Origin of the sequence: Nonomuraea sp. NPDC050202, assembly GCF_040656115.1 — a bacterium.
Taxonomy (GTDB): domain Bacteria; phylum Actinomycetota; class Actinomycetes; order Streptosporangiales; family Streptosporangiaceae; genus Nonomuraea.
The window spans coordinates 13,948-32,483 of sequence record NZ_JBFALF010000044.1 but is presented as its reverse complement, the minus strand read 5'-3'; the positions used below and the strand labels follow the sequence as shown (position 1 = coordinate 32,483).

The following is an 18,536-nucleotide window of genomic DNA, read 5'->3' as shown; positions in this document are numbered from 1 at the left end:
TATTCGAGCGGCACAGGAGAACCCAATGTGGGGGTTTCGGCGGGTACACGGTGAACTGGTTCGGCTCGGCTTGCAGGTCAGTGCGGCAACCGTGCGACGGATCCTGCGTTCACGCCGGCACAGTCCGACTCCCCGCAGCCTCGACACCTCCTGGCGGACCTTTCTACGCCTGCAAGCGAAAGCGCTGCTCGCCTGCGACTTCTTCCAGGTCGACACGATCTTCTTGAGACGCCTGTACGTGTTGTTCATGATGGAGGTGGTGACACGGCGCGTCCACATCCTGGGCGTGACCGCCAACCCCACCGGCGCGTGGACAGCCCAGCAGGCCCGCAACCTGCTCATGAACCTCGGGCGGAGGCCCGGCTCATTCAGATTTCTCATCCGTGATCGGGACGCCAAGTTCACCACCGTCTTCGATGAGATCTTCGCCGGAGAGGGCGTCACGGTGATGACGACGCCGCCGCGGACGCCCCGAGCCAACTGTTACGCCGAGCATTACAACGCGCACCGCCCGCACCGGTCCCGCCAACAACGCCCACCCGATCAAGACGAGCACGTTGTGGTGCCGCTGGAAGGCCGCATTCAGCGCCGAAAGGTGCTCAGCGGAGCGATCAATGAGTACCACCGAACAGCCTAGCCAACCCGAAGAAACACCAGCTCAGGCCACGTGTACAAATTTTGAAGCGGTACAGGTGAGCTCCTGGAGGCGGCGGTTGTTCATCGGGATCAAGGTGCGCAGGGTCGCGCAGGAACCAGCCGGTGATCCACAGGTCAATCGACACCTGTCATCCCTCACTCCTCCTCCACCCAATGCTCAACGATCTGGACTGTGCGGACTTCTGGCATCGCGAGAAGGTTGAGGACCTGGTCGCGACTGAACGTGTTGGCGATAAAGCCAAAGACTTGTCCCTGGGCGGCAGCGTCTCGCAAAGATTGCAGATCGAGGCCAAGCTCCGCAAGATTGTCTTGATCTTCATCGCTGAGGCGATGCACCCATTGACGGAACTGCGAGACGGCGGAGTGGTTGTCGCATCGAGGATCTACAAGAACCGTGGCACTACATCCACCTTTTCCAGGCCACCAATATACAGGCTTACCCGACAACGGCTGTGGACCTGACAGGAAGAAGCGCTTCCACTCCAGTACGCTGAAATCAGTCAACGCCTCCAGCTTGCCTTCGGAGAGCGGACTGGCGAGCTCAACGATCACTGTTGCTATTTCCCTGGATCTGAGCGCTTTTGCCTGCACAAAAGCCTCATTCTTAGCCTTCAGATCGCTTCCCCGCCCCCCCATAAACCCCTTCAAATGACGACCCATTGGACTTTGTGGAAGCGAGGTGAAGGTAATTCGACCTAACATATTTGTCGACACTTCGGAAGAGCTACCGACATTACCTTTCACCATCGAGGGTGAGTGCGAATCCACTTCAACTGTCGCCGAAATGTCGAAAAGCTGTCGACTGACATCACCTTTTGACCATATTTGATACTCTGGATGGCCCACCTGCAAGGCGTTGGTCCAGACATAGTTGAATTCCTGAAGGCGTGATGTGGGGTACGCTTGAGTCCATAAGACAGCGCCTATCGCCGCCACAACGATAGCGCCACCTGCCGTTAGAGAAATTGCCCTGCACCAGTTAAGTCTCATGGATTTTCCTATCTCGATAATGGAGGTCAGCACCTTCAGGGGTGGGGTGCCGCGCCTGCGGCACCCCACCCCTAAAGGATGGCTAACTATATGCTATCTGGAGAGTAACCCTCCTGCCGCTCTCCAGGGGGTCCAGCCCGTGGACTTTACTTCTCCCGTAGACGAGCGCGGGTCCTTTTTGTGCAGTCGTATCCGAAGGGCGATCTCAACTTCTAGCTGGACGTCCTTAAACCAGCACATCGCCAGGTGCGGAGAGCACTCCGCTATAAAGTTGTTGTTGCCGGTCTCCGGGTCGCGCCAGAAGTTTGATCCACGGTTGCTCTTCGAAATGCTTGAGACGCTCTCCCCCTGGATTCCGGGGGTAAAGCTGACACTGTCGTGGCTAAAGGAGACCTCCCCTCCCTGAGCCCGGAGCTTTGCCTTAGAGGTGACCGTCATCTCTAGATTGTCGAGAAGCCAGCTATTATAGGCTTTATATTCGGCCTTTTTGTGGAATTCGGAAGAGACGGAGACCTTTCCGATGGCGCTGAATATATTGGCGTGGAGTTGCTCATTTTTCAGGAAGCCTGCGTTGCGGATGGTCCAGCCCAGATTTCCCGTTCCGTAAACCTGGATACCTTTTGCAACCGCAGCCCCCTGGAACGGCGTCTCCAGCCAAAGTTCACAGTTGTCGCCCTCTCGGTTACTGCCAGGGAACTTGCAGTAGCACGACCATCTGCTGTATTGTCCTGGAATTGTACTGAATTGCGGCTTGATGTCTTTGTCGCCCCCGCAGATTACTTCGATCGGTCCATCGGCCGCAGCCTGTGCGGCCCGAACTGAGCTGCCGGAAATGAGTCCGCCGCAGGGATCAAGCCAGTCAGTGGAATCCTTTCCGGAATCTGCGGGAACATCGATGATTGAGAGCCCGCCGCAACGGTCATGCACAAAGACCGAAATGGTGGGAGTGCTGGGCTCGACTTCCCCGACAGTTGGCGCACTCCTCTTCGCGGCACTTCCCGCCGTGCCATCGGAAGACTTTTTTGTCCATGTGCGGGTGACAGAAGCAGTCACCCGCACCATTCCGTCGCTGTCTTGCTGCACTACCACGTGGTCCAGATCAACAGTGGTGTTCGAGAGTATAGTCCCTGCCCCCTCCAAGGACTCTCTGTCCTGTAGCAGAGTGTGATTAAGGAGGGAGAGTTTGGCGGTGTTGTTCGCATCCGGAGTGACGCCGGGCGCGTCCCAGATGCTTTCCGCCCGCCCTTGGAGAACTGCGTCCTGGGCCTCGAAATAGTCTCTAACTTGCTCGATGTATGCGTCGGCCCCGGACTCCGATGCGGGGGCCGTAACTGTCTTTGCAGCTGTTCCAGACGCTTCAAGGACACATGCTGTTGAGGTAGGTGGTGGTGGCGGCACTGCTTTGGTAGCGACTGAAGTGCTTTCCCATTCACTAACTCCATAGGCGGTTTTGGCCCGTACTTTGATCGTGTACGTGACGTCGTTGGTCAGGCCGCTGATGGCGGCCCATGGGTCCTTCACTTCAAGGGTTTTGAGCCTTGCCCCACCTTGTTCGACGACCTCCACGTCGTAGCCGTTCAAGAACGCTACGCTTCCGTTGGACTCCGGCAGTCCCCAGCTGGCCGTTGCACTGGCGTCACCGCCGGTGGCGCGCAGGTTGAGCACTTTACTTGGTGGGCCCGCTGGCAGATAGGTCAACGCCAGCGATGGCTGTTCTTCAGCGCTCGGCTGGGCAATGGTGATGACCTCATCCTTGTTATGGGTGAGTAGTAACCATTGTGCTTCGCTGCCCGCGATATCAGCTTCCATACTGTTGATTGGCAGGGAGAATGGGGTGATTGTCGGATCGGCATCATCAGCCAATTCGGATCCCTTAGTCTCCGCTGTGACGCTACTCTTGAGCGGCGTAGCGGTGATCACGGTGTCTGCCGGGCAAGTACCAGACGCACACGCCGGCTTGCCGAGTTTCAGTTCGGCATTCACCACTCCGGCACCGTCAGGAAGCTCGTCCAGTCGGAAACCTATAACGGTAACCGTCTTGTCTGTTCCAGTGCCGCCGATTTGTATGGTGTTTGAATTGATGGCGGTACAGGGCCCGCCGTAGCAAGCGGCCGGATCAGTCTTGGCCGTCTTGATGACGAAGCTGTCCTTCCCCAGCGTCACCTGCTGGACGTCCTCCTCCTGATCTGGCGGAGGCGTGCCGGGGGTGGTGAAGCTGATGGGCGCTGTCTTGGCCGTGCAGACCTCCGGCCCGTTGATGACTTCTTGCGTGGTTGCCGGACTCGTTGCAGTTGGGGTCTGTGCCGGGTTGGCGTAGAGGGTGCCGATTTCCTGGGTGGTAAGGGCTCTTTGGTAAAGGCGGACTTCGTCGATGCCGCCCTTGAGGTAGTAGTTGAGGGCCCCATTGACCTTGCTACGGCCGATCTGCACGTTGCTGGTGGCGTCCCAGTTGCTGGTGAAGGCGACGTCAGCGTTCAGGACTCCGTTGACGTACAGGCGGAGCCTGCCAGCAGTGGCGTCGTAGACGCCGACCAGATGGGTCCACTGATTGGCGGTCGCGTTCTGGGTGGATAGGGCCCTGACCGGGGTCGCGTTCGTGGTGTCGGACTGGTAGGTGATCATGCGCCACTTCTTGTCGCCCGGGGCGTAGCCGAGCTTGAAGGCGCTGTTCACCGCTCCATCCTGGCTGGCGAGAGTGTGGTCGGCTGTGGTGTTGTCGATGCGGGCCCAGCCCGAGACGGTGTAGCTGGCGTTGGTGTGAACCACCGGCCCATCCGTGACGCCGTAGCTGGAGGAGGTCCCGTTCAGCTGCACACCGGACTGGTCCTTGCCGGTTGCCCATGCCGCGCCGTTGAGCGTGACGGTGTGGTCATTGCCCGAGGCATCCGCCGCCGTCGTACCTGTTGCCTCGTCGAAGGACCAGCGGGCCTTCAGATCGGGGTTTGGGGTCGGAGTGGGGTCGGGCTCCGGGTCAGGGTCTGGCGCCGAGCTGACCTCGCCGACACAGGCTCTCATCTGCCAGGTGTAGGTGCTGCCAGGCTGCACAGTGTTCGTCGGAATCTGGAAGGAGGCCCGCTGTCCGCCGTTGACCGTTCTTATCCCGAGGGGTGCCGGGCCGACGGAAGTGCCGTTGTTGTCGTACAGGTAGTACTTGGCCGTCACTTGGCCACCAGACGGGCGATTGACCATGCCGGACAGAATCGGCTGGGTAGGGTCGGCCATGCCGGTCCCAGTGTCCGTCGGAAGCACGGGCGCGTCGCTGGTGATGCGGTAGGCGGGACTTTCGTTGCAGGAGGATGGGGTAACACCGCTGCGGCAAGCCTTGACCACAAACTTCAGGCTGGCCGGATTATGCAGGGCGAAGGTCTGCTCGACGACCTGGCCAGACGGCTTGGCGTTGTAGCTGGTCGCCGCCACCTCGCCGTAGAGGTCTTTGACCTCCTTGGCGGTCAGGGCTCGCCGGTAGAGACGCATGTCGTCGATCGCGCCCTGCAGGTACTGCAGACCGCTGTCGCCCTTCCTGGCACCGATGCGGAAGGGACCGCTGGTGACGGTGCCAGAGGGCTGGTAGTCGGCCTCGGCCGACAGGGCGCCGTCGACATAGAGCCGGATCTTGCCGGCGGAGGCGTCGTACAGCGCAACGAGGTGCGACCAGGCATCGGTTCTGACGGGCTGGGTGGTGTCGACCCAGACTCCGTAGCCGGTCGAGCCGCCAGCACCGGTGACCTGCAGCCGCCACTTCTGTGAGGTGCTCAGGTAGTACAGGGCCAGTCCGAACGGGTCTCCGTCCTGGCTGGCCACGTACTGGGTGGTGTCGCTGTTCTTCAGCTTGACCCAAGTGCTGATGGAGAAGCTGGAATTCTGGCTGAGCACCGCCTGGCTGGTGGCGGCGTAGGCGTCGGGGACGCAGCAGCCGTTGCTGCCGCTCATGTCGTTCAACTCGATGGCCGAGCCGAGTTTGCCTGTGACGCTTTTACGGCGGCTGCCGGAGTAAGTGGCGGTGTGGCCGTTGCCGCTGGCATCGGCCGCGCCGGCCGCACCGGTATCCTCGTCGAACTTCCAATGCGCCACATGGCCCGTCGGCGCCGTGGGCGGCGGAACCATGGTCGATTCGTTGACGGTGACGGTATAGCTGAGGTTGGTGACCTCGGGCACGCTGGAGGTGAAGCCAATCTTCACGTTCTGAGCCCGAGCGATCGCATCGGTGCCGTCTATGGAATCGATGGACTCGGCCGTCACAGTGGGAATCTCCGGCGGCAGCATGTAACTGACCGTCAGCTTAGGCGGCCGGCCCCCGGTCTTGTAGGAGGAGTCGAACTCGACCCAGCCCGGCGTGCCGGCCGAGGTGTCCTGGATCTCGTTCTCGCCGCGGATCTGCAGGCCGTAGTCGGTGGCTCCGGTCGCCCAGGCGTTGGCGATGTCCTTGATCTCCCAGGTCACCGCACGGGGAATCGAGCTGTAGGCCGGGCACACCTGCAGCTGCGAGCCGGCCTCGGCGACCTTCGGCTTGTTGGCCCAGTTACGCGTCGGGTTGGCTTCGGCGCCCGTGCCCCAGTCGGAGACGAGCCGCGACACCTTCAGCGCTCCGGTGTAGGAGCAGCCGTTATACATCCGCGAGGCGTACAACTCCAGCTGAGCCGAGCCGACCGCGCGCCCGACGATAGCGGTGGTATCGAAGTCCAGGTAGGTGCGCAGGTGGCTGACCGGCTGCGTGGCGGCGCAACTGGATTGCGAGCTACCCGCCCACAGCACGTTACCGCTCATGATGGAGCTGGTGCCGCAGCTGTAGTACAGGTAGAAGTTCGACTGCAACGTCAGTGTGGTGGTCGGATCCACCACGACCGGATACTGCGTGTCCGGGTCGGCCAACCACTTGGGATCGGGAGTGAGCACCAGCGTGCTCTTGCCCTTGCCTCCCTGCTCAACCCGGGTGGCGATCTCGACCGAAGACTGCGCCTGCGCCACCTGCCCTCCCCCAGTGACGGCAGCCGCGTTGGCAGCGGCGGGAGCTTCGGTCATGACGGGAGCGGGAGCCTGCGCGACCACGGCTCCGGACTCGTCGGCCAACTTCAGCATGCCGTCCTTGGACTTGCTGAAGCTGAGATTGTCCGTCTCGACCGGGATGCGGATCTCCACCGGCTTGGATGGACGCTCCCGCAGGATGACGTCATGCCGGAAACCGTCGGGCAGCGCGGTGAGGACGAGATCCGCGCCGGAGCCAGCCGCATCGACGTAGGTGGCGACATTGCCCTCTACCTTGGGCTGCGGCAGATCCTTCAGCCACGACAGCGCGAACCGCTGACCCTTATCCCGTTCCAGGGAAGCGAACGGAGCATCCCCACCCAGCGAGAACTGCACATCGGCCTTGGCCAGCTTGGGCTTCAGGACGCCATCCTTCTCCACCAGAGAAGTATCGATCCACGCCCACGAACCATCGCCTTGTTTGAGTTGCGACGGGCCCGCATATGACTGCACCGTCACATGCCCATCGGGATAGGCCCAGGTACGAGACGATTCGGTGTACACCTCTTCGACCGCAACCGGCTTATTCTGCTTCTTCGCTTCAGCGATCACCGCTCTGAGTGGCGCGTCAGGATCGGCAGGACGCGGGAACGTGGTCACCGCAGGAGTTGCCGGATTGGTGGGTTCTGGATCGGCCTGCGCTACGCCGGACGCACCCGCTACCAGTAGCGACGCCGCTACTGTGAGCGCTGTTCCTAAGGCGAGGTGGCGGCGGGTCGGCCTCGGTCGGCCCGCTGCGTTGACTAACTTGTACACTGACATCCTCAATATGTTGTGACACGAAACAACAAACAAGCTTTACCTTTCACCAAGATCGACAGGCAATATGAGAAACATCACGACAAAGGGTCGAGAGAACCTGTAACGATCCAGCCTGCATTTACGATGGCGGGGGCAAATGTGATTTGGTATTTGTCACTTCCTAAACGCGCACCGTGACCGGGGCGGTTCGCCCGTACATCCGCTGCGGCCCCAATCGGAATCGCGACGGCTGGGAGCTGCTACAGAGGTTGAAAGACTGCGGTATCTGGATGGTGGTGGTCTGACCCGGCAGCGCGAGTCAAGTGTGAACCCCTTGGAGGATGTCGCGCTGTTCGCTGCGGGCCTATCGCCGCCGCAGAGGGCGATTCGCGAGGTCATACCCGTGATGCCACAATGTGGTTGAGTGAATCTGTAGCGTTATGCCTGCCTGGTGGATGTGGGTGTGCCGGGATGACGGCGTGAGTGATCGCAAGCCATACGCGAGCGACTTATCCGATGACCGGTGAGCTCTGATCGACCCGGTCATCGCAGCCTGGAAGGCCGCGCACCCCTCGGTCAGCAGCCACCAGGGCAAGTACGAGATGCGGGAGATCGTCAACGCCCTGCTGTACCAAGGCCGCACTGGCTGCCGGTGGAACATGCGGCCTCAGTGGGCGTTTGTTTTGAGTAGATTGCGGCTTATGTCCTAGTAGGCGCCTCGCCAGGTTGGCGTTATTTCGCCCGTTATGCGCTTGGTCAAGTTGTTGATCGACGCGAGGTAGATCATGGCTTGGGAGCTCGTGGGAAGAGTTTCGTAATCGCGGGCTAAACGGCGGTATAGCATGAGCCAGCCCAGGCTTCTTTCGACGACCCAGCGGCGTTTGACGACTTGGAATCCGCGAGTGTCAGGTTTTCTTGAGACAACTTCGACGTCGATGCCTAACGTGGCTCCGTGTTCGATTGCGGTGTTCTTGAAGCCGGTGTCTACCCAGGTTTTTGATATCGACGGATAGGTGGTTTTGGTTTGGCTGAGTAGTTTCGTTCCGATCACGTTGTCGGACAGGCCGGCGGCGGCGACGGCCACGGCGAGGATGAGACCGAGTGTGTCGGTGACGATGCCGCGCTTGCGGCCGACGATCTTCTTCGCGGCGTCGGTTCCTTGGCTGGTGAGGGGCACGCTGGTGGAGGTCTTGATGCTCTGGGTGTCCATCACGCACGCGGTCGGTTCGGCCTGGCGGCCTTCCTTGACGCGGGCCAGGCCGGTCAACTCGTAATTGAGCTGCGCGAAAATTCCCTCATCGCGCCAGGCGGCGTAGTAGGCGTAGACGGTGTTGCATGGCGGGAAGTCGTGCGGCAGGTATTTCCAGGCGATTCCCGTGCGGTTGACATAGAGAATCGCGTTGAAGATGTCTCGCAGGTCGTGCGAGGCGGGTTGGCCGGTCGGCCGGCGGTCGAGTCTGGCCTGGCGCCAGGCGGTTAAGGTGGGCTCGATGAGAGCCCAGCGGGCAGCGGATATGTCGCTGAGATAGGGCTTTCGCTGGTTCATGGTGGAACCTCTACCCGATAATTGTGATCGGTAGTGGTCCCTGGCTGTTCGGGAGGCTCCGCCGCATTTTTAGACGAGACGCAATCCGTGGAGTATTTGGTAATTAAACGGGCGCTCGCACCGGCCGCGCTGACTAGACAAATCTACGCCCACCGGGCAAACAGCACAAAAGACCGTGAGCGCAGAGCGGGCATACTCTCATCAACCATACCTAAACGCCCACTTAGAGGGCGTTTAGGTATGTTCTGTGACAGCCTGCCCTGTTATGCCTGTCGAGCGATTCGCGCACTTTGCGGAGCATCCATGTATATGCAAGTCCGGGCGGGCTTCCTTGATGTCTGTTTCGTGAGACGAGCAGCTCCCGATTCCGTCTGGCGTAGACATGTCCTGGACACGCCATGTTTCGGCAGATGCCAGGCATTACGAAGGGTTGGGCGTAGGGCTCGGATATGAACCCCCGACGCCCGTACCGCTCCGACATCTCCGACGCCCGCTAGGCCTTAATCGAACCGACCCTCACCGCCTGGCGACAGGCCCGGCTCGACCGCCGTCCAACCGGCGCACCCGCGCCCACTGACTTGCGAGACATCTTCAACGCGATCTTGTATCTGAACCGGACCGGCGTCGCCTGGGCCTACTCCCGCACGACTTCCCACCCCACGGCACCGTCTACTCCTACTACGCCGCCTGGCGCGATGAGGGCATCTTCGCCCAGCTCAACTACGACCTCACTGGCCTGGCCCGCGTCAAGGAAGGACGCGACCCCCAACCCACCGCGGCCGTCATCGACACCCAGACGATCAAGACCTCTAACAACCCGCCGACCGCCTCACAGGGCACCGACGCCGCAAAGAAGATCGTCGGACGCGAGCGGAGCGTAGCCACCGATGCCCTCGGCCTACTCCTCGCCGTGGTCGTCTGCGCCGCCTCCGTCTCGGAAAACCAGGCCGGCATCCAGGTCCTCGACCAGGCCAAGGGCGCCTACCCCACTCTGGCTGCGACCTGGGTCGACACCGGTTTCAAGAATCAGTTCGCCGAACACGCCGCCACTCTCGGAGTCAACGCCGAGATTGTCCATCGCGACCCCGAAACCCGTGGCTTCCACGTCCTCAAGCGACGCTGGGTGATCGAGCGCACCTTCGGCTGGCTCATGCTCCACCGCCGCCTTGCCCGCGACTACGAGACCCTGCCCGCCAGCTCCGAGGCCATGATACACATAGCGATGATCGACAATGCCAGCAAGCGCATCACCGACGAATCCACCCCAACCTGGCGAGGAACGTACTAGGACGAACACCTACAAATCAAACGCCCACTTAGACTCCCAGGGCTTCACCGGCGGGAGCCCGCCGCTGATGCCGTTCAGCTGGCTCTCGTTCAGCTCCATGCCGAGGGCGGAGATGTCCCGCAGCAGAGTGCTCTGTGCACCATTCGTGAAAGGTCCTTCCTTCCGATCACCGGACTGCTTGCAGGGCAAGATCTTGGCGGGAGGGCGTTGTCACCGGCTTGTGAGACCTTGAAGTGATTTGTCCAACGCTGATCGATCTCTTGGACCGCCGCCTCACCCACCGCCGACCGGCCCTCGGACGCTCTGCACGGCGACAAGGCGCGCGTAGTACCCCTTACGGCTTGTGAGCTCTTCGCAGGTGCCGGCCTCGACGATCCGACCCTGATCCATGACGAGAACCAGGTCGGCATCCAAGATGGTACTCAGCCGGTGGGCGATGACGATCCTGGTCCGGTCGAACATCCGCAGGCTCGCCTCGATCGCTGCTTCGGTCACACTATCGAGTTGGCTGGTGGCCTCGTCCATGAGCAGGATTTTGGGGCGGGACACCAGCGCACGCGCCAGCGCCACCCGCTGGCGCTGCCCGCCGGACAACCCACTGCCGTCGGTCAGCCGTGTGTGGTAGCCCATGGGCATGGCGGCGATCTCGTCATGGATCAGGGCTGCCCTGGCCGCCTCGATCACCTCCGCCATCGAGGCGTCCGGCACGTTGAGCGCGATATTCTCGAAGATCGTCCCGGTGAACAGCACGGGCTCCTGGGGTACGACGCCGAACTGACGACGCAGTGCGCCCGCGTCGAAGCGGGACATCGGGATGCCGTCATAGCGGATCTCGCCCTCGCTCGGCGTGAGCAGCCCCAGAAGCAGCCGTCCCAGCGTGCTCTTGCCGGAGCCGGACGTTCCGACCACGGCCACTTTCTGCCCGGGCCGCACTTTGACGGTCACATGCCGTACCACCCACGGCGCATCGGGACCGTAGCGGAAGCCGATGTCGTCGAGTGTGATGCCGCCGGCCAGCACTTGAGTGACCGCGTCCGTGGGCATCGGCTCGGCCTCGACCTGCCAGATGTCGGCCAGGCGAGCGACATGAGGCCGGCTGACCTGCAGCGCCTGCACAGTGCCGGCCAGCGAGCCCAGCGGCGCCAGCGCTGCGGCGGCAAGCGCCTGAACGCCCAGCATCGCCCCCAATGTCATCTGCCCGGCGGCGACCTGCTGGACCCCCACCCACACCAACGCCAGCGGTGCGGCAAAGCGCAACGCACCGAGCAGTGTCTCCTGCCCGGCCCGTGCCAGGCCACCGCGCCTCGCATGACCTGCCTGAACCTCCAGTGCCGCCTCCCACCGCCGCCGGACCCGGGATTCCGCCCCGGATGCCTTGACGCTCTCGATCCCGCGGACGAACTCGATCAGCTGGTTCTGTGCCGTGCTGTGCGCGTCGGTCTCCCGATGCGACAGGTCCGAGATCCGCCGGCGAGTGAACATCAGCACGCCCACTTGCGCCAGGGCGAACGCGACCAACCAGGCCCCGATCAGCGGGCTCTGCAGGAAGACCGCGACCAGATAACCTGCCGCAAGAGGGCCGTCCAGCAACGAGAGCAGCACTTGTCCAGTGAGCACCTCTCTGATCAACGAACTCGCCAACACACGGTTGACCAGGTCCGTCGAGCCGCGTAGCGCGAAGAACCGGAACGGCGCCGCCAGCAACCGCTGGCCGGTGACGCTCATGAGAGTGACATCGGCTCGGACCTTGAGACTTACCATCGCCCGTCCGCGCAGCCACCCGCCCAAGAGGTGGGCGACGAACACCACCAGCACTCCCAGCCCCAGTGCCGTCACCAACTGCTCGTCCGCGCGCGGAAGCACCTGGTCGACCGCGAGTTCGGTGACGGCGGGAAGCACGAACCCCAGTGTCTGCAGCAGCACGCTCATCGTCACCAGCAGAGCGGCCGTCGACCGGCGACCCGCGAAAATCAACTTGGCGAACCGGCGCAGCCAGCGGCCCTCGCCTTCCACCTGCCCGTCCCCGCGCGCACGCCGGAATCCGGGACCGGGCTCGAAGACCAGCACTGTCCCGCTGAAGTCACGAGCGAACTCCGCCTCGGTGATCCTCCGGCGTCCGACGCCAGGATCGACGATGTCCACACTTTGGCGTCGCCGTCCTTCGATCACGACGTAATGCCTGTCCTGCCAGTACGCGATGGCAGGCAGCGGTACCCGCGGCAATGCGTCAGCCGGGATGGAGAAGGCCCGGGTGATCAAGCCGTGGCCGCGGGCCGCTCTGACCAAGCTCAACGCCGTCGTACCGTCGCGTCCTGCCCCCAACTCGTCGGCCAGCTCGCGTACGCTCACGTGACGTCCGTACGCACTCAGAATCATGGCCAGGCAGGCGGGACCACACTCGGTGGGGGTGTGTTGGAACCTGACGGGAACTCTCCCGCGACGTGATCTCATAATGCTCGTACTGTTGCGAACACCCCTTGGCGATGGCTTGTAGTGCCTGGCAACCATGACGCTCGCGGACCATGTGGCAACGCTTCTGACTGCGGCATTGCGACGTGGAGATCAATCCGCGCACAAGAAAAACTCTCAGGACGAGGTTGAACGACGTCGTCAACGCCAGACATCGCATGCAAGAACATGCAAATAGACTTCAGTAAGATCACGTATAAACATGCATTAATGTTCATACAGGGAGGCGCATCGTTCACCGGACAGGAGAGGTTGCGGAGGACCTGACGCTCCCCTCACCTCCTCAAACTCCGCGACCGGCGCGCTGATAGTCCTTGCTGCACGGCGACGCCAGAGTGGCGGTACGGCCAGCACCATGGCCATACCTCCCAGCCCGGCCACCGTGAACGCCCACTCAGGGCCGAGTCCGTCAATGACCACCCCGGAGATGGGCGCTGTGGCGGCGCCACCGATCAGGAGCGCCGTGCCATGGAAACCGATGGCCTCTCCCCTGGTCCGCGGGGGGACCAATTTGCTGATCATGTCCATGGTGGAGGCCAGCACCGGCGCCACAAGCATGCCGGACGGAAGGAGGGCGAGAAGTAGCCAACGCCAGTCGCCGCTCGCCAAGCCCACAGGCACAGTCAGCAGACCCATGACGGCGGTGAGGGTGAGGGGGGAGAAACCACGCCGCAGGCCGCCGTAGACGAACCCGCCGACCAGAGAGTACGCACACCAGATGGCGATCGCCAGGCCGGTCCACGCGGTCTGATGGGCGTGGGTCATCGTGGCGACCAGGGCCAGCTCAGTGGCGGTGAGGATGAACATGGCGGCCATCGCCGCGCCCAGCAAGGCTGCAAAAGCGGGGGTGAACCACTGCCGCCTGGGTGTGCTTCCGGCCCGTTCCCGGTGTTCGACCTCCTCGGCAGTGGAGCGGATGAGTGGGCTCAGCATGATCAGGGCCAGACCTGCGATGGCCAGGCTGCCTCCGATGATCATCATCGTCGCGCCGCTGCCCAACGTGGTCATGCTCGCCACGGCCAAGGCCGGGCCCGCCATGTAAGACAACTCGACAAGCATGGAGTCGAGCGTGAAACCGACATGCCGCTGCTGTTCAGGCACCATGGCGGCAAGGCACTGCCGGGTCACGCTGTAAACGGGCAGCCCCAGCAGCCCGGCCGTCGTGGCCGCTCCGGCCAGCGCGGGGAACGGCAGCCACCAGGCACATGCCCAATAGGTGGCCCGCGCCATCGCCGTAACGATGACAACAGGACGCAGACCGTACCTGTCCACAAGCCTTCCGAGACCGGCGACCCGATCGCGATGCCGATCGTGCTTGCCATGGTGATCAACCCCGCCTTGACGTAGCCAAGGTCGAGCGTCGTGGCCACGTGCAGAGTCAGCGTGACCGTCGTGGCTGTAGCCGGGATCCGGGCCAGCATGCCGACCAGCAGCAACGTGGCGACCCCTGGGATCTTGAGCAGTCGTCGGTATGAGCTGAGGACCATATTGTGGGCTTCTTTCGCGCGATTCTGCACGTTGTGCGAGTAGCCATGCCGAATCCCTGTTGGTAGTAGGGCGGCGAATCGGGAGGCCGCGTTGATCGCCTCAAGCTGGCCATAGCGCAGGTGACAGGCTTGGCAGGTATGAGACGCCTCAACAGCGGCCCAGGACCCCAAGAGGCCGACTGCACGTTTTTTCTTGTTTCTTCCGGCTAGTTCCTAGTATAGTTCGGCACCATGATGATTCTGATCGCCGGGCCCTACCGTTCCGGCACAAACGATGATCCGGAACTGATGGCGAACAACCTGGCCCGGTTGGAGGAGGCGGCATGGCCGATCTTCCGCAGCGGCCACGTCCCAATGATCGGGGAGTGGGTGGCTCTGCCCGTGCTGCGTGGCGCGGGTGGCACCGGGCCGGCCGATCCTGTGGCAGCGCAGATCATGTATCCCACCGCGGAGCGGCTGCTCCGGTACTGTGACGCGGTTCTTCGGCTGCCGGGCGAGTCCACCGGTGCCGACGAGGACGTACGGATCGCGACCGAACGCGGTCTGCCCGTCTACCATCGTGTCGAGGACATCCCGGGCTACTTGGCCGCCTGAGTCCAAACGCTCACCGTGGACACGACACCGTGCGAACCCGTCGATACCGCCGGGAAGTCGTCGACGGCCAGGCGTCACCTGTGGTGGATTCCGAACGCCCTCAGAGCGTTCCGCGCTTGAACGCGTACCCACGGTTAAGGGCCAGGACGGTCATGTCACCGAACCTGGAGGGCCTCCTTTGGGAGGTCGGCGTGCGCGCTCAACCGTGGCGATGGCAGGAATTTCAGCTTTTCAGTCGTTCCTGCTGCTTTTACCGCGTGCGGGGCTCTGGAACGCTGATGCCGCCGACCGCCCAGCGGGTCGGCGGGCCGACGTGGCCGCACTTAGCACTCTGTTCACCTTGGCACCTAGGCATCTCTCGTAAGCAACGCACCAGCCCTGTTCCGCCTCGACACCACGCCCTGAAGGCGATCACGGATCGGAGGCCCCGACGAAGAGGAATCTGTCATGAGCTTATTCATCACCGACCAACCGTCCAGACCTCGTGCGATCGACGACACGCCCGCCAGTGGCCCTGAGTCGATCAGTGCCGGCGCTGTGCGCCGGGCCAGGCTCGGGCCGACCGCCGGCACGCTGACAGGGGCGGTGACCAGCTTGATGGTGCGGGACCTGTGCCGGCCGCTGTCCATGCTCGGCATGGCCGCGATCAGCGTGAAGCTCGCCTTCGCCGCCCGCCGGCGCGGCGTCATCCGTTGGCGGCCACTGGTCGCCACCCGTCCGGAACCGGTCCGGTCATGACCGCGGGCATCGATATCCCGGACGCCCGCGGCCGTACCGGCCTGGATCGCGCCGGATGGGACCTCAAGGGAAACCCGCGCGTACGGATCCGCGAGGTGCGGGTGCTGTCATGTCACTGGTCGGTGCTGCGGACGACGACTTTCGACTACCGGCGCGCCGACGGCGACTGGAGCACCCAGCAGCGGGAGACCTACGACCGCGGCAACGGCGCTACCGTACTGCTCTACGACACCGATCGCGCGACCGTCCTGCTGACCCGCCAGTTCCGCTATCCGGCCTACGTCAACGGCCACCCGGACGGCATGCTGCTGGAGACGGCGGCCGGGCTCCTCGACGACGAGAGTCCGGAAGACGCCATCCGGCGGGAGGCCGCCGAGGAGACCGGCCACGTCATCGGGCCGGTACGGCACGTCTTCGACGTCTACATGAGCCCTGGCTCCGTCACCGAGCGCGTGCACTTCTACGCCGCCCCGTACAACCGCGACACTCGGCATGGCCCCGGAGGCGGGGTAGCGGCCGAGGACGAGGACATCCAGGTCGTCGAGCTGCCGTACGACCGTGCCCTTGACATGGTCCGCACCGGCGAGATCGCCGACGCTAAGACGATCATGCTGCTGCAGTGGGCCGCCCTGGACGGTCCCTTCGCCCCGGGAATCGCACACCAACGACCTCGGAAATGGCGCTCCCGTGCTTGAAGCAACACATTCACCGGCCGGGACGGCTGCTGCAGCGCTCCACTATCTGACCGATTGGTCCGGACGGACCAGAATCGGGCTCGAGATCTGGGCCCTGCCCCGCACGGATCTGTCGCTTCGCGCCACGAACTGCCTGACGACAGCACTGAGCGAGGCCCTTTCGAACGTCGAGCGCCACAGCGGAGCCAAGCTGGTGTCCATCGCGATCACCTACACCGCCGAGCATGTTCTACGCATGACGGTCAGCGACGACGGCACCGGATTCGACCGGGCGAAGGTGCCGACCGGCAGCGGGATCGCCCGGATGCGGGCTGCCTTCGCCGAGCTGGGCGGCGGCCTGTCGGTCCATAGCGTGCCCGGCGCCGGCACGACGATCAGTGCAGCCGCCAAGTGCTGGGGCTGAGCCCGATCATGACCACGTTCTCCTTCTTGTTCACCTCTCATGAAAGGAACCAATGAAACGGACAGCGTTGCTGCTGAGCACGGTGCTGCTCAGCGGGCTGCTGGCTGCTCCGCCCGCGCTCGCCGCCCCCACCGTCAAGGTCGCCGTGGCCAAGGTGAAGGCGAGTCCCGCCAAGCGCTCAGGTAGTTGCCCCACCACGGTCGGCTTCTCCGCCGTGGTGACGGCCAAGGGCAAGGGCACTGTTCGCTATCGGTGGGTACGCGGCGACGGCAGCAAGAGCGCCATCAAGAGCTTCCACGTCAACGGTGCTCGAAAGGTCGCCGTCAAGGACCGCCAGACCTTCGACCGGGACGCCTCTGGCTGGCAGGCCGTGCAGGTCCTGGGCGGGAAGGGGCTGTCGGCCAAGGCCCGCTTCCGGGTCTCGTGCACGGGGACCCCGCAGGTGTGGGACGACACGCGCCCACTGCCCTCCGAACCGGGCGAGCCGCTCGTCGCAGCGGCCGACGTGGACGTCACTCCGGCCACCTACAGCGGTGCCTGCCCCACCACCGCGACCTTCACCGGCACCATCCAGGTGTCGCGGACCCCGGCCAAGGTCGACTACCGCTGGATCGACAGCGCCACTGGTGAAGGACGGCGTGAGTCGATCTCCTTCGCCGCCGGAGGACCGCGCAGCCGCCTGATCACCCTGCCCATGGGTGTGGGGGCCTCCATCAGCGGTTGGAAGGCCATCGACCTCCTCAATCCCGGCAGTCATGACTCGGGCCGTGCCACATATCAGGTGACCTGCACGGGCTCCACTCCCCCGCCGTCCGAGCCGCCGCCTCCTCTGCCAGGGCAGATGCCGAAGGCGCGGATTCTGGAGCTCAACCCGGTCGATTACGCGGGTAGCTGCGCAGAACCGGTCCAGCACTGGGCCACCGGTGAGATCAGCCTCCCGCCGGGACCGGCGCAGAAGGTGACCTATTTCTGGAAGCTCGACAGCACTCAGTGGTCGTCCCAGGAACTCGATTTCCCCGCCGACACCCAGCCCCGCGTCCGCAATGTCGTGGTGAACTGGAAGTTCGCGGCGAAGGACGCCGGCACCCACGCGATCGTCCTCATGCCGCAGGGCGGCGCTCCCGCGGAGCGGAAGTTCACCTTCTCCTGCACCCCCGGCCCCGACCCGGATCCGGCCAATGTGCGGATCGCCTACACGCTGTCGCCCCTCTACCGCGGCCAGTGCGATCGCTCTGTCTCGCTCAACGCGGAGGCGATGGTCTTCAGCGACCAGGACACCGACCTGAGCTACCGCCTGGTCGTGGACGGAAAGCCGAACAGGACCAAGACCGTCAAGCTGACCCGCGGCAAAGGCCAGAAGATCGATGACTTCTGGACCTTCGATCCCAAGGCCAGCGGTACTGGCGTCCTACGGTTCGAGGTCCTCAACGCGAACAAGCCGATCAAGCATGCGGCCTACGTCTGGACCTGCGTCCCGCAGGACACTTCCGCTGGTCCGGTGCGCATCACCGAACTCACCTCCATGGCCTATCGCGGTGATTGTGACGTGCCGCCGTACACGACCGCCCACGCCGAACTCTCCGCTTCCCCGGGAACGGGGATCAGCTACCGGTGGGTGATCGACGGACGGCCGACGGCCACCTACACCACCACTACGGAAGGAAGCGGACGGGCGGGCGTACAGGCTGCCTACTGGCATCGGCCCGAGCGGAAGAGCGGGAACGTTGACCTTGAGGTACTCGACCACAACAAGCCGATCATGCAGGTCGGCTACCCCGTTACCTGCGAGTAGTGATTGAACCCGGGTGGCGGTGCTCCGAGCCCCGCCACCCGTTCCCCTCGAGATGGCACGCAGGCTTACCGGGACCGGCTCCGAGCTGATCTTGTTCCGGACGAGTCATAGGTG

The 18,536-nt window shown here is 63.4% G+C and carries 11 protein-coding genes and 1 pseudogene; 7 read left to right on the top strand and 5 right to left on the bottom strand.

Annotated elements, in window-relative coordinates; all coding sequences use genetic code 11:
* The first annotated feature begins 25 nt into the window (after positions 1 to 25).
* A complete protein-coding gene (locus AB0I79_RS54350) occupies positions 26 to 637 on the top strand; it encodes a hypothetical protein (RefSeq protein WP_357892224.1) in 612 nt (203 codons plus the stop codon).
* 155 nt (positions 638 to 792) lie between these two features.
* Here the strand turns inward: AB0I79_RS54350 and AB0I79_RS54345 are convergent, their stop codons facing one another.
* The 3 genes from AB0I79_RS54345 to AB0I79_RS54335 all read right to left on the bottom strand — a co-directional run bounded on the left by AB0I79_RS54345 (position 793) and on the right by AB0I79_RS54335 (position 8,956).
* Positions 793 to 1,647, bottom strand: coding sequence for a hypothetical protein (locus AB0I79_RS54345; RefSeq protein WP_357892221.1), 855 nt, complete (start codon positions 1,645 to 1,647; stop codon positions 793 to 795).
* 93 nt (positions 1,648 to 1,740) lie between these two features.
* Positions 1,741 to 7,431: a LamG-like jellyroll fold domain-containing protein gene (locus AB0I79_RS54340; RefSeq protein ID WP_357892219.1), complete on the bottom strand. Its 5,691-nt coding sequence runs from the start codon at positions 7,429 to 7,431 to the stop codon at positions 1,741 to 1,743.
* Positions 7,432 to 8,116: 685 nt separating this feature from the next.
* Positions 8,117 to 8,956, bottom strand: a complete 840-nt coding sequence (locus AB0I79_RS54335; protein ID WP_357892216.1) for an IS5 family transposase — start codon at positions 8,954 to 8,956, stop codon at positions 8,117 to 8,119.
* A gap of 503 nt (positions 8,957 to 9,459) precedes the next feature.
* Between AB0I79_RS54335 and AB0I79_RS54330 the strand changes: the two are divergent.
* Positions 9,460 to 10,244 (top strand): annotated as a pseudogene (locus AB0I79_RS54330) (IS5 family transposase).
* Between the two features lie 273 nt (positions 10,245 to 10,517).
* Here the strand turns inward: AB0I79_RS54330 and AB0I79_RS54325 are convergent.
* Both AB0I79_RS54325 and AB0I79_RS54320 read right to left on the bottom strand, forming a co-directional pair.
* A complete protein-coding gene (locus AB0I79_RS54325) occupies positions 10,518 to 12,695 on the bottom strand; it encodes a peptidase domain-containing ABC transporter (protein ID WP_357892214.1) in 2,178 nt (725 codons plus the stop codon).
* A 225-nt stretch (positions 12,696 to 12,920) separates the two neighbouring features.
* On the bottom strand, positions 12,921 to 13,943 hold the full coding sequence (locus AB0I79_RS54320) for an MFS transporter (protein ID WP_357892211.1): 1,023 nt from the start codon (positions 13,941 to 13,943) through the stop codon (positions 12,921 to 12,923).
* A gap of 488 nt (positions 13,944 to 14,431) precedes the next feature.
* Here AB0I79_RS54320 and AB0I79_RS54315 point away from each other — a divergent pair, with 488 nt between their 5' ends.
* The 5 genes from AB0I79_RS54315 to AB0I79_RS54295 all read left to right on the top strand — a co-directional run bounded on the left by AB0I79_RS54315 (position 14,432) and on the right by AB0I79_RS54295 (position 18,422).
* The gene (locus AB0I79_RS54315; protein ID WP_357892208.1) at positions 14,432 to 14,794 is read left to right on the top strand and encodes a hypothetical protein; all 363 of its coding nucleotides are present in this window, start codon (positions 14,432 to 14,434) and stop codon (positions 14,792 to 14,794) included.
* Between the two features lie 447 nt (positions 14,795 to 15,241).
* Positions 15,242 to 15,532 carry a hypothetical protein gene (locus AB0I79_RS54310; protein ID WP_357892205.1) on the top strand — a complete coding sequence of 97 codons (291 nt, stop codon included), beginning with the start codon at positions 15,242 to 15,244 and terminating at the stop codon, positions 15,530 to 15,532.
* Entirely contained in the window at positions 15,529 to 16,227 is a 699-nt protein-coding gene (locus AB0I79_RS54305) for an NUDIX domain-containing protein (protein ID WP_357892202.1), read from the top strand. Before AB0I79_RS54310 ends, AB0I79_RS54305 begins: the two co-directional genes overlap by 4 nt.
* Positions 16,220 to 16,630: an ATP-binding protein gene (locus AB0I79_RS54300; protein WP_357892199.1), complete on the top strand. Its 411-nt coding sequence runs from the start codon at positions 16,220 to 16,222 to the stop codon at positions 16,628 to 16,630. The genes AB0I79_RS54305 and AB0I79_RS54300 overlap by 8 nt, the downstream gene beginning before the upstream one ends.
* Before the next feature lie 82 nt (positions 16,631 to 16,712).
* The gene (locus tag AB0I79_RS54295; protein WP_357892196.1) at positions 16,713 to 18,422 is read left to right on the top strand and encodes a hypothetical protein; all 1,710 of its coding nucleotides are present in this window, start codon (positions 16,713 to 16,715) and stop codon (positions 18,420 to 18,422) included.
* Positions 18,423 to 18,536: the final 114 nt, after the last annotated feature.

Coding starts and splice junctions, on each gene's coding strand:
- AB0I79_RS54350 (WP_357892224.1), top strand. CDS start 26: ATGTGGGGGTTTCGGCGGGTACACGGTGAACTGGTTCGGCTCGGCTTG.
- AB0I79_RS54345 (WP_357892221.1), bottom strand. CDS start 1,647: ATGAGACTTAACTGGTGCAGGGCAATTTCTCTAACGGCAGGTGGCGCT.
- AB0I79_RS54340 (WP_357892219.1), bottom strand. CDS start 7,431: ATGTCAGTGTACAAGTTAGTCAACGCAGCGGGCCGACCGAGGCCGACC.
- AB0I79_RS54335 (WP_357892216.1), bottom strand. CDS start 8,956: ATGAACCAGCGAAAGCCCTATCTCAGCGACATATCCGCTGCCCGCTGG.
- AB0I79_RS54325 (WP_357892214.1), bottom strand. CDS start 12,695: ATGAGATCACGTCGCGGGAGAGTTCCCGTCAGGTTCCAACACACCCCC.
- AB0I79_RS54320 (WP_357892211.1), bottom strand. CDS start 13,943: ATGGCGCGGGCCACCTATTGGGCATGTGCCTGGTGGCTGCCGTTCCCC.
- AB0I79_RS54315 (WP_357892208.1), top strand. CDS start 14,432: ATGATGATTCTGATCGCCGGGCCCTACCGTTCCGGCACAAACGATGAT.
- AB0I79_RS54310 (WP_357892205.1), top strand. CDS start 15,242: ATGAGCTTATTCATCACCGACCAACCGTCCAGACCTCGTGCGATCGAC.
- AB0I79_RS54305 (WP_357892202.1), top strand. CDS start 15,529: ATGACCGCGGGCATCGATATCCCGGACGCCCGCGGCCGTACCGGCCTG.